The following is a 12,436-nucleotide window of genomic DNA, read 5'->3' as shown; positions in this document are numbered from 1 at the left end:
TGTGAACAAAAGGCATTGATGGCGATATATCAGCTCCGTGCTTGTGACACGAAGCTTTCGCGCGGCACCAGCGTGGTGGAAAGCAGCGTATGCGTGTGGGTGGCGGAGTCGTAATTCAGCGACTGGGACAGTACCAGCAGCGCGGTTCTCGCCAGATCCTGCTGGTTGATGTCGTACGTGGTCAGCGGAGGCGACACATACTGTGCGATGGTCTGATTATTAATGCTGATCAGGCTCACATCCCGCGGCACAATAATGCCGGCCTGATTGAACGCCTGCAACATGCCCACGGCCAAAGCATCAGTGGCCACGATGAAACAATCCGGCAGGTTGCCGTCAAGTGCTTTGACCACCTGTTCGCCGAGTTTGCGGCCGCTCTCCACGCTCACCTGCTCGCTGATGAAAATCAGCCCGTCATTGTTCACGTTGAGACGCTCGCACCAGTTGCGGAAAGCCAAAGTGCGGACATCTTCCGGATACTCGTATGTACCCATGATGTGGCCTTTGCAGCCGATGAATCCAATGCGATTCATGCCGCGGGCCGTGGCCTCGCTCAAGGCATCCAATACGGTTTGCGCCAGATCCGGCTGCACTGAATCGAACAGGTTGGGCGCGGGATTCACATCGATGAATACGCCGTGAGGCAGCACATCATGCAGCTGCTGCAATTCTGCTTGACTGTGCACTTCCGGGCCGATAGACACAAAACCATCGTATTGATCGGCGTTTGCCGTCAGCGACTGCACATCTTTGAAGAACGACAAGGTAATGTGCATATCTTCTGCGGTGGCAAGCAAGGCGTTGCGCAATTCGCTGTAGTAGGCGTTCAGCAGTTCCTCGTCGCTATCGATGGCATCCAGTACGGCGATATCATGCGGGGCTAGGAAATGCCTTTCCTGCACCTCGTACCCGAGTTCTCTGCTCACCTGAAGAATCTTGCGCCGGGTTTCCTCTTTGACGGAAAACGTGGGGTCGCCATTGAGCAGGCGGGAAACGGTTGCCGGGGAGAATCCGGCTTGCTGTGCTATTTGCCTGATAGTGACCATAATGATTCCCGATGAGTTCTTTCCATGTGCTGCATTAATGCGCAACAGTAATGCGTTTACTTATTATCCATCGTAATGCATTGAATTCATGTGCGTGTGGATATGCAATATGAAGTATGCTGTTTAGTAAACAGTTTATTTACTAATCACATGGTGGTGTGCAACATAATTCAGGAAGGCGATAATCACATGACTGATTCGATGATTGCCGAACAATTCAATCCGGCATGGCTTACGGATCCACGAGTGTTCGCAGTGAACAGAGTGGCTGCGCATTCAAGCCATCGTTTCTATGACCATGCTCCGGCTGCGGGCGAATCGATGGATCTGCAGCAAAGCTTGGACGGCGAATGGGTAGTGTCGCTCGCTGATCTGTCTGACCTCGGTACTGATACGCTGACTGCTGCTGATTTTGCTGCTCCCAGTTTCGACGACTCTGCATTCGAAACCATCGATGTGCCGTCCTGCTTGGAAGTCAAGGGATTCCTGCCGCATAAGTATGTGAACCAGCAATACCCGTGGTCTGGTCACGAGGCTCCCGAGGCACCGGGCATCCCCGAGCATAATTATGTGGCGTTTTACCGCCGCGCCTTTACGCCGGAATACAAGGTTGCCGCAGCCGTGTCTGCAAATGTGCAGGCGTTGGCGGCCGGTGAGACTCCTGTGCGTCCTATTACCGTGACCTTTGAAGGTGCCTCCACCGCCATCGCCGTGTGGCTCAACGGTGTATTTATCGGTTACTCTGAGGACTCCTTTACGCCCAGTGAATTCGATGTGACCGCCGCACTGCAGCCGGGCGAGAACGTGCTTGCCGTGGCCTGCTTCCAGTACACATCCGCCAGCTGGCTTGAAGATCAGGACTTCTGGCGCATGCACGGCCTGTTCCGCTCGGTGGAACTCACCGCTCAGCCAGCCGTCCATGTTCAGGATCTGCGCGTCACCGCCGATTACGATGTCGCTGCTGGAGAGGGTGAGCTGAGCGTTGATGCATTCGTGCGCAACGCCTCCGGTGCCAATGCTTTTGAGGCCGTGCTGACAGACGCTTCTGGTGCGGAAGTGTGGCGCAACAGCATTGCTGACGTGCCGGTTATTGAAAACTTTGACGACTCCCCCATCGCCGTTAGTTGGAAGGTGAACGTTGGCCATGTGGACGCGTGGAGTTCGGAAGAGCCGACCCTGTACACCCTGACCATCACTGCGTTGGATGAGAACGGTCAGGTGATCGAAGCCGTGCCGCAGCGCATTGGCTTCCGCCACTTCGCCATCGAAGACGGCTTGATGAAGATCAACGGCAAACGCATTGTGTTCAGGGGCGTGAACCGCCACGAGTTCGATGCACGCACTGGCCGCGCGGTTTCCGAAGCTGTGATGCTTAAGGATATCCGCGAATTCAAGCGCTTGAACATCAACGCCGTGCGCACTTGCCACTACCCGAACCAGACCCGCTGGTACGAGCTGTGCGACGAATACGGCATCTACATGATCGACGAAACGAATCTCGAAACCCACGGCACGTGGACCTACGCGGACGGTACCTTCCATCCGGAAACCGCCGTGCCGGGCAGCCGTGACGAATGGCGTGCGGCCTGCGTGGACCGTCTCAACAGCATGATGCACCGCGACTGGAACCATCCAAGCGTGGTGATTTGGTCGTTGGGCAACGAGTCCTTCGGTGGCGATGTGTTCCGTACCATGCGCGACTTCGTGCATGCCAACGACCCTGATCGTCCGGTGCATTATGAGAGCGTGTTCAACGAGCCGGAATACAGCGACGTGACGGACATCATGAGCCGCATGTACGCCAAACCTGACGAAATCAAGAACTTGTACCTGTTCGGCGACGATCAGAAGCCATACATCTCCTGCGAATACTCGCATTCGATGGGCAACTCCACCGGTGGCCTGCACCTGTACACCGCACTCGAGCAATACCCGAAGTACCAAGGTGGATTCATCTGGGATTACGTGGATCAGGCACTGTTCCAGACTCTCGGTGACGGCACCGAGCGCCTCGCCTACGGTGGTGACTTCTACGACCGCCCAACCGACTACGAATTCAGCGGCAATGGCATCGTCTTCGCGGACCGCACGCCCACGCCTAAGGCACAGGAAGTCAAGCAACTGTATGCCAACGTGCGCCTAACTCCGGACGAGTCCGGCGTGACCATCATCAACGACAACCTGTTCATCTCCACCGCTGATTATGTGTTCGCCGCGCGCGTGCTGGTGAACGGTGTTGAGCGTTGGCATGCGGATTATCGCTTTGATGTGCCGGCAGGAGACACGCAGCGACTGCCGATTGCCTTCCCACGCGTCACCGATCTGGTGCCGCTGAGCGGTCGTGCGGAAGTCGTGTACGAAGTCGATCAGCGACTGGCTTCGGCCACCGACTGGGCGCCGGCCGGGTATGAGCTGACGTTCGGGCAGTATGTGGCCAGCGTGGACTTTGGCGATGCTGAGGTTGATTCCGCTGCGGCTGCTTCTCTGGCTGTGGTGGCTGAGGATCCGTTTAATGCCGGCATTCACAATGATGCCGCCGAGGCGCTGCTCTCCAAGAGCGCAGGCGGATTGGTCTCCTTCAAGCGATTCGGTACGAATGGTGAAGCCGACCGTGAAATGGTGATTCGCCGGCCTTCGCTGACCACCTTCCGTGCGCTGGTGGATAACGATCGCGGCAACCAGTCCGGATTCAATCGCGCACAATGGTTCGCAGCCGGACGCTATGCGCGCGTGGTCGGCACTGCCATCGAGCAGAACGTCGAGGGTCTGACTGGCACGTACATCTATGAGCTGGCTGATGCGGCGCATACGCCGGTTACTGTTCGTTATGAGATTGATGCCGCCCTGCGCATCCATCTGACTGCCGAATTCCCGGGCGAGGCGGATGCCGCCACCCTGCCGGCATTCGGTCTCGAATGGGCGTTGCCGTCCCAGTACGATCACCTGCGTTTCTACGGTCTTGGCCCTGAAGAGACGTATCGTGACCGCCTGCACGGCGGCAAGCTGGGCATCTTCTCCCGCACGGCGGACGAGGACTTCGCGCCATATCTGGTGCCGCAGGAAACCGGCAATCATGAGGGCGTGCGCTGGGCGGAAATCACCGACGCCGAAGGACATGGTATGCGCGTGACCGCAGCCGGAACCGATGCGCAGCCGTTCGCCGTGAGCCTGCTGCCGTACAGCTCGCTGATGCTGGAGGACGCGCTGCATGCTGACGAACTGCCGCCAGTGCGCCACACGTTCCTGCGTCTGCTGGCTGCCCAGATGGGTATTGGCGGCGACGACACCTGGGGCGCACCCGTGCACCCGGAGTTCCAGCTGCCCGCCGATAAGCCCCTGAAGCTCGACGTGACGCTTGAGCTGATTTGAGATCATCACAATTAAGTACAGAATGCCTGCTGCCATCTTGGTTGCAGGCATTTTTGTTGCGCGCATAACCGATATGTACTGCCATATGTACATTTGGTCACAAAGGGTGCACCCTTTTTCTGAATGCGGTTCGGGGGTTCCGATAGCACTTTCTCCAGTGCTATGTTGAGCGCGAGCATAGGCAGGGGGATTTGCTCAGGTTGTGGTGTATTGGGATTTCTCCCTGTTATCCACTGTGCTACATCCAATTCACAGCATAAGAGAGATTCCCATGAAGAAAACCATTCTTCGCGCTGCTGGCATACTACTGGCTGCCGGCATGATATTCGGCGGGGCCGCGGCCACCGCATCAGCTACAGAAGTTAGCAATCCAACTGCATCGCAATCATCAAGCTCAGTAAATACTACTGCTGCATCAGCTATCGACCATACCTGGTCTTTGGATGCATCAACCAATGCCGCTCTTGCCGCATTGGGCACAGTGCAAGGTGCATCGCAAACTTTCGATGGCCTAACCATTGACGCCACTGCAGTCGGAGCCAAATTCGCACCGCGCACCAACGACACCCAAATCAACGCGGGAACCATCATTGGCGTCCCGGTACCGGCTCATACCAATCCAGCGACCATCACCCTGTCGCTTTCAGGCGGCACCACTGCGGTCACTGCATCTGCGGGCGAGGTAAAAGACAATGTCATCACCGTGCCCGCATCGGATACTGACGTTACCGTCAACATCACATTTACAGCTCCTTCGTCGTACCTCAACAGCATCGTTCTTGCCGAACAGAAGCCGGAACCAGCGTTCCCCGGTACCCCTGCTGCCGTGTCGGCTACAGATACCAGCTGGGATTTCACCGAAGCTGCAACCGATCGACCAACTGTGCAAGGTGGCACTGCCGACTACCACGGCATCGCCATTGATGCTCGAGTACAAGGTGCCAAGTTCAGCCCGCGTACCACAGCAGCCAGCGGCGGTAGTGATACTCAGGTAAACGCCGGAACTATTCTGTACATTCCTGTCGCCCAAGCCGAAGGCGGTGCCAGCATCACCGTGCAGGGCCAGGCATATGGGGCCACGCTCAAGCTCAATGATGCGGATATTGCCACCGGTGCCGCAAGCGTGGTCAGTACCGACTCCACGCGTTATGTGCCACTTACCGTTGCAGGTGCCGGTAGCCTCTACCTGACCGGCATCGCCATCGATTATGCTGCCGACTCCCCCGCTGTTGCCAGCCATATCGTCACCGTTGGTCCGAACGAGCAGTACCAGAGCATTCAGGCTGCATTGGACGCGAATGATTCTTCCGAGACCAATCGACTGGTGCTGAAAATCGCTCCTGGAGATTACCGCGAAAAGGTGACGGTAACCAAGCCGGGCGTCACCTTTGCCAACGCTGACGTGACTGCCAAGCGCGCGGTGACGATTCGCGCCAGCTACTATTCCTCCAACACATTCGATGCTGCGGGCAACTTCGTGCCGCAGGATGCATTCGATCTGGGCACCAATAAGTGCGCCACTGTGACCATTGGCGCGGGTGCTACCGGTTTCGCAGCCTACGGCATCACCTTCCAAAATGATTACAACGTGGTGGATCACACCGCTGAAGGCCAGCAGACTCCAGCCGTTGCCCTGAACACTCAGGCAGACAAGGTATACCTCAAGAACAGCCGCATTATCGGCCGTCAGGACACGTTGTACGTGCAGGGGGCCGGCAATCGCGTATACGTGGATGGCGGATACATTGAAGGCACGGTGGACTTCGTGTTCGGCGACGCGAATGCATACTTCACCGGCACTGAACTGCATATGGCCGCGTTCCCCGGCAAGAACAACGGTTATTTCACCGCTGCCAATACGAAGAAGTCCGGCGTTGGTCTGGTGATTGACCGCTGCCGCCTGACCGTTTCCGATGCTTACGGTGATAATGCGAAGCTTTCGCTGGGTCGCCCGTGGCAGACATTTGCGAAGTATTCGCAGGTGCGCACGGCTGACGGCAGCAGCTACGTGACCGATGTGAATTTGAATGCGAAGAACGATACATATGCGGATATTTCGTCCGCTGTGACGTACCTCGACAGCACTATTTCCAGCAAGGTCATCAAGGACCGTTGGAATGTGTGGACCGGCAAGGATAAGAGTGGCAAGAGCGTGGACGTGACCTTCCACCCTGATGTGCGCTTTGCTGAATACGCTAGCCATGACGAGTCCGGAGCGCTGCTGAATCCCGCCGATTATTCGAAGATTGTGCTCGGCAAGATGGAAGCTTTGGATGCGGCCCAAGTACAGGCCAAGCGTGCGGAACTGCTTGCTGACATGGGCTTTGGTACGGAAGCTGGTCAGTGGGCTGCACCTGATGGCGCATGGCCGTTTGCGTTCGATCAGAAGTACTCAACCGGCACTGACACCACGGCTTCACAGCCAGGTACTGATAGCCAGGCGGGCACTGTTTCCCGTCATCGCCCTAAGGCCAAGCAGATTGCCAACACTGGTTCATCCGTAGCCGCTATCGCTGTGGTTGTGCTGCTGCTGGTGGCAGCCGGCGTTGTTTTGGTTGTTGTGCGTCATAAGCGGCAGTAGCGCTTAGATGATTGCTTGAGCACAATGAAAAACCGGTGTTTGGAGCACATATTCGCTCCAAACACCGGTTTTCTTGTTGTACTTAGCTCTGAGGGTTACAACCCAGATTTACAGAATGCCCTGGGCGACCATTGCGTTGGCCACCTTGACGAAGCCTGCGATGTTGGCGCCAGCCATCAGGTCGCCTTCCTCGCCGTATTCCTTGGCGGCGGCCAGAGACTCGGCAACGATGGATTCCATGATGGACTTCAGCTTGGCGTCGGTCTCCTCGAAGGTCCAAGACAGACGGTAGCTGTTCTGGCTCATCTCCAGGCCGGAGACGGCCACGCCACCGGCGTTGGCAGCCTTGGCCGGGCCGTACAGCAGGCCGTTCTTCTGGTAGACGGCGATGGCTTCTGGAGTGGACGGCATGTTAGCGCCCTCGCACACCACCTTGCAGCCGTTCTTGACCAGAGCCTCGGCAGAAGCCTCGTCGATTTCGTTCTGCGTGGCACACGGCAGAGCGATGTCACACGGCACGGTCCACACGCCAGAGCAACCCTCGTGGTACTCAGCGCCCGGCACGCGCTCGGCGTATTCCTTGATGCGGCCGCGGTGGCCCAGCTTGATGTCCTTGACGATATCCAGCTTGATGCCATCCGGATCGTAGACGTAGCCGTTGGAATCGGAAGCGGTCACGACCTTGGCACCCAGCTCCTGAGCCTTCTCGGTGGCGAAGATGGCCACGTTACCGGAGCCGGAGATCACCACGGTCTTGCCTTCGAAGGAATCGTTCTTGAGTACGCGCAGAGCTTCTGCGGTGTAGTAGCACAGGCCATAACCGGTGGCCTCGGTACGGGCCAGGGAGCCGCCGAATTCCAGACCCTTGCCGGTCAGCACGCCGGAGTATTCGTCACGAATGCGCTTGTACTGGCCGAACAGGTAGCCGATTTCACGGGCGCCGACGTTGATATCGCCGGCCGGAACGTCGGTGAACTGGCCGATGTGACGGCTCAGCTCGGTCATAAAGGCCTGGCAGAAGCGCATGACTTCAGCGTCGGACTTGCCCTTCGGGTCGAAGTCGGAGCCGCCCTTGCCGCCACCCATCGGCAGCGTGGTCAGGGAGTTCTTCAGGATCTGCTCAAAGCCGAGGAACTTGATGACGCCCTCGTTCACGGTCGGGTGGAAGCGCAGACCGCCCTTGTACGGGCCGATGGCGGAGTTGAACTGCACGCGGTAGCCGCGGTTGACCTGCACCTTGCCGGCATCGTCAACCCAAGCCACGCGGAACTTCACCACGCGCTCAGGCTCGACGAGGCGCTCCAGCACGCCGTTGGCCTCGTATTCAGGATGCTTGGCGACAACAGGCTGCAAAGTGTCCAGCACCTCGTAGACGGCCTGCAGGAATTCGGGCTGATCGCCGTCGCGCTTCTGCACCTGATCATAGACGCGCTTGACGTACTCGTTAGTGAGCATAGTGAAACTCCCCTTTGGGTTGGACTATCAAATAAGACGCTTCCGATTGTAGGCGTGAACTCTGGAAACGCTCAAGAGGTGCCTGCGAGATTCCTCACTAGGTGGACACCGCAGGGGGCTTGTGGTGGGTGATCGCCAAAGGATGTATGGTACGAAATTGCGCAATGGGTGAAAATGCGGGATCGTACCATTCGTTGTTCGGTACGCATGTTCCCAAGCGACGATGATAAGCCATTTTCCTTGCCGCAATGCAGGGAATCACAAGGTTCTACGATGTTGTACCACGGCACAGCAGTACAACATCGCAAATCAAATGAAAATGCGCTGATGTCCCACGAATGAGACGTCAGCGCATATGTTATGTAGCGTTTATGCAGCAATTATGTAGCAATCACGCAGCGCGGGCGATGGCCTGTTCGAAGTCCTTGGTGCCCTTGAAGGCTTCCTGCATCCACGGGTTGATGCCCTGCTTCTTGGCGCGGATGAGGATGTAGCCCAAAGCCAGCACGTTGGCCACGAGTGCGATCAGCGAAACCACGAGGTTCACGTTCGGGTTGTTCACGGACTGGGTGGAGAACACGGAGTAATCCTGGAACATCGGGAACACCTGGGCGAACATGCACCAGATGGCCAGCGTAAAGGCGCGGTTCTGAATCCAGCCACCCTTGTTCCAGAAGAAGTTGGCCACGGTTGGAGCGAGCAGCAGTGCGAGGCCGCAGTACCAGGAGTGGGTGGGCAGGCAGTTGTAGGTGTAGCAGAAGTTCCACAGGTCGTAGGCCACGATGAACACCCAAGTCATGTCCGGCCAGAGCATATCGTCCTTCTTCTTGGAAGCGTAGATGCCGAACCAGCCGGTCATGCAGAAAATGTTGAGGATGCCGGCCAAGCCGTTGAACACGTTGTGCCAGCCACCGTACAGGGTCACGCCTTCGGTGGAAACCCAGGTGCCGCCCCAGCCGCGGATGGCGGATTCAAAGTCGGAGACCACGGCGATCAGGATGTTGATGGCCACGATGACGAACGGGAAGCACTTGAACCAGTGCGATTTGCCGATGGAGCCCCACTTGTATTTGAGGGCCATGAAGCCGATGCAGCCGATGGTGGCCGCGTACAGCTTGGCGTAATGGAACCAGCTCGTCATGTGCACGTAGGTGGGGTTGTTCAGAGCCCACTCAGCACCCATAGCGGCGGCCGTGTAGATGGTAATGAAGTAGACGGTCAGGATTGCGGGAATGACGAGGAACGCCACCACGCCACCAGTTTTGGTGCGACGAGCGAGCTCGTTGGCGCCGATAAGGCAGCAGAAGACGAGAATCCATCCAATCCATTGATAGACGGCATTGTCGCCGTAGACCTGAAACAGCATAACGGTCCTTTCCGAGTGTCCTAGTTGCTGTGCCCTGTGCTCGTCATCCCTCGTTGGATGCCGGGGCCTGGGCTGTTGGCGCTTGGCTCGAGGTGCTGTGTCCTGCAATCATTGCGGAACGAGCATTGTTGACGAAGCGTCAATTTCTCTCGCAGCATATTGTAAACCCTCTTTTGACGCTGTGTCAAAAGAGGGTGTTTGCTGAGGAAATCACTGGCCGCACAAAGCCTGAATGACCATATGCGAATAGGCCTCACGCCCCAATCCCTCACCGATGGTCAGATGCACGCCGTCATCATAGAAGTACTCGCTATGCCCCTCGCTCAGCCCATACCAATCCATGATGCCCACATTCTTATGTCGAGCGGCCACCGCACGCATGGCTGCATTCACGCCCTCGGCATCCATCGCGGGGTTGCGAATCGTAATGAAATACAAGGCTTTGCCATTCACCGCGGTCACTGCATCCTCAAATGACTGTTCCGGATTCGCTCCGGCGCTATTGGTGCCCAGTGCCGCAATCACCACGCGCTTATCGTCGCCGGCCGCCAGATGCTGCTGGTAGGTGGACGGGAAGGCAACCAAACTACGGCCGATTTCATTGTCCTGAATGGCGTTCGGCATAGTGTTCACTAGCACGCGCTGTGCGCCCATCTCCACAGAATCGCTGATAATCAGCGGATCCGCACTGCATACACCGGTGGATGCGTCGTAGGTCCAGCCGGAAGTATCCAAATTATTCGGTACTTTTTCGGCCACTGGTACCAGCTTGTTGGCATCTTGGGTTTGTTGGTCGGCTTGTTGCGCGGATTCATCTGACTGCTGCGCTGGCTTTGGCGCCGACTTGGTTTGCGCTGGCGTTGCCTCGACTTTGGCGGTTACCGGACGCAGCTGCACGGATCGAGCCTGTGCAATCGCACCCCAGTCAAGCGGTAATACACACAGCAGCACAGTGCCGACCGCGCACAGCACGATAATGATTCGACGGCAAAGTTGCAGCACACGAAGAGCGATAGCGCGCGCATTATGCTTGGCCTGAGCGCGGTGCCGGTACTTGATTTGCGCAGCTGTGGCACCCAAGCGAATCGTGCGCTCAATTAGCTGATAGAACACTTCCGTGGCAATCCACAGTACGATGGCCTGCACAATCCACTCCCACCATGCCAGTTTGGTAGTGCGCGTGGCCGGATTCATCATCTCCAGCAGCGGATAATGCACTAGGTACAGCGAGAACGAACGCGAGCCGATGTACCTGAGCGGGCGCGCGGAGAGTGCTTGGCCCACCATATTGCCGGGCACGATGGCCGCTGCCAGCAGTAGCGCGGTGAGTAGCGCCACAATCAGGTAGCCGCCGCGGTAGAGCACAGTCCAACTTGATTTGGCAGCGACAAAGGCCACAATCAGCAGCATCAAAGGCACTAGTGCCAGCGCATCGCCGAAGTTGAGATGGTGAGGCTGGGAACTGTCTGACGCCGCTTGCTGATTGCCGGTGATGAGCAGTGCTAAGAGTGCGCCGGCCAGCAGCTCTGCGGCACGAGTATCCAAGCCATAGTATGAACGGCTGCCCGTGGCATTCGGATCGAAGAGGAATGCCATAGCGAGCGTGGAGGCGAGTATAAGCGCGGCGATGATGCCAAGCTGCGCTTTGCGTGACAGTTTGGCACGGTGAAGCGCCAACAATACCAATGGCCACAGTAGATAGAACTGCATCAGTACGCCGAGGAACCACAGATGGGTCAGCGGCGAAGGCAAGCCGGCGGCCGCGAAATAGGAAACATGCCGGAAGATATTCACCCAGTTGCTGACGAAGAACAGTGACGGCAGTGCGTCGGCTTGAACTTTGGGCAGGAGGCTCGGCGACGTGAGATATGCGGCTAGAGCGGTGAGTGCAATAATGACGACTGCTGGCGGCACGAGTCGCTTCAGTCGCTTGGCTAGGTACGTGCCATAGGAGATGCTGCCGGTGCGGCTGAGCTCGCCGGTAATGCTGCGGGTGATGAGGAAACCGCTGATGACGAAGAAGATGGTGACGCCAAGGAATCCGCCCTGTAATAGCGAGGGGCGAGTGTGGTAGTCGACCACGCCGAGGATGGCCAATGCTCGCAGGCCATCGATGGCGGTGAAATGGGTGCTGGCCGGCTTGGGGCTGCTATTGATGTGGGAATCCGCTGGATTCATGCCGATGCTCTTAGGGTTGCTGTCGGAATGATGCTGCGACGATGCTGCGATGCGCGCCGGACGAGGATTCGTCATTGATGAACCACTTTTCTGCAAACTGCCTGTTCTCTCTGGGGTGCATTGTAGCCGGTGGGGGTACTGAGATTTACGGTTGTGCGGTACGTTGTGCAGTGCGGTGAGTGAAAAGCAAAACCCTTGGAATAGGCTTGATTCCAAGGGTTTGGTGGTGGAGCTAGCCGGGTTCGAACCGGCGACCCTCTGCTTGCAAAGCAGATGCGCTACCAGCTGCGCTATAGCCCCATGTTGAGTTGTTGAAAAAAAGAGCGGCTCGCGAGCCGCTTCATTTTTCCGTGGGCCCAGGAGGACTTGAACCTCCGACCTCATCCTTATCAGGGATGCGCTCTAACCAGCTGAGCTATGGGCCCGATCCGCACGCTCCAA

General features: G+C 57.4%; 6 protein-coding genes and 2 tRNA genes. 2 read left to right on the top strand and 6 right to left on the bottom strand.

All coding sequences use genetic code 11. The features are described 5' to 3' along the window. Positions 1-29: 29 nt before the first annotated feature. Positions 30-1,046: a LacI family DNA-binding transcriptional regulator gene (locus tag Tam1G_RS01135; RefSeq protein WP_033891483.1), complete on the bottom strand. Its 1,017-nt coding sequence runs from the start codon at positions 1,044-1,046 to the stop codon at positions 30-32. A 189-nt stretch (positions 1,047-1,235) separates the two neighbouring features. Here Tam1G_RS01135 and lacZ point away from each other — a divergent pair, with 189 nt between their 5' ends. Together lacZ and Tam1G_RS01120 are read left to right on the top strand one after the other, a co-directional pair. Further along, positions 1,236-4,415, top strand: coding sequence for a beta-galactosidase, LacZ type (gene lacZ, locus Tam1G_RS01130; RefSeq protein WP_033891481.1), 3,180 nt, complete (start codon positions 1,236-1,238; stop codon positions 4,413-4,415). 271 nt (positions 4,416-4,686) lie between these two features. Then, positions 4,687-6,996 carry a pectinesterase family protein gene (locus tag Tam1G_RS01120; protein WP_237746130.1) on the top strand — a complete coding sequence of 770 codons (2,310 nt, stop codon included), beginning with the start codon at positions 4,687-4,689 and terminating at the stop codon, positions 6,994-6,996. Positions 6,997-7,104: 108 nt separating this feature from the next. On the opposite strand, the gene gdhA is transcribed toward Tam1G_RS01120, so the two are convergent. From gdhA to Tam1G_RS01095, 5 genes are all read right to left on the bottom strand, one after another. Further along, positions 7,105-8,451 carry an NADP-specific glutamate dehydrogenase gene (gdhA, locus tag Tam1G_RS01115; protein ID WP_033891479.1) on the bottom strand — a complete coding sequence of 449 codons (1,347 nt, stop codon included), beginning with the start codon at positions 8,449-8,451 and terminating at the stop codon, positions 7,105-7,107. A 391-nt stretch (positions 8,452-8,842) separates the two neighbouring features. Continuing rightward, positions 8,843-9,817 (bottom strand): DUF5692 family protein, encoded by a 975-nt coding sequence (locus tag Tam1G_RS01110; RefSeq protein ID WP_033891478.1) that lies wholly within the window; start codon positions 9,815-9,817, stop codon positions 8,843-8,845. Between the two features lie 210 nt (positions 9,818-10,027). Next, positions 10,028-12,070, bottom strand: coding sequence for an acyltransferase family protein (locus Tam1G_RS01105; RefSeq protein ID WP_101625158.1), 2,043 nt, complete (start codon positions 12,068-12,070; stop codon positions 10,028-10,030). Between the two features lie 149 nt (positions 12,071-12,219). Further along, a tRNA-Ala gene (locus Tam1G_RS01100) sits at positions 12,220-12,295 on the bottom strand. A 51-nt stretch (positions 12,296-12,346) separates the two neighbouring features. Beyond that, positions 12,347-12,420: transfer RNA gene (locus tag Tam1G_RS01095), tRNA-Ile, on the bottom strand. Between the last annotated feature and the right edge of the window lie 16 nt (positions 12,421-12,436).

It is taken from the genome of Bifidobacterium imperatoris, assembly GCF_002860405.1.
Classification (GTDB): domain Bacteria; phylum Actinomycetota; class Actinomycetes; order Actinomycetales; family Bifidobacteriaceae; genus Bifidobacterium; species Bifidobacterium imperatoris.
Note: the sequence above shows the minus strand (reverse complement) of the source record. Positions and strands in the feature narration are given on the sequence as shown.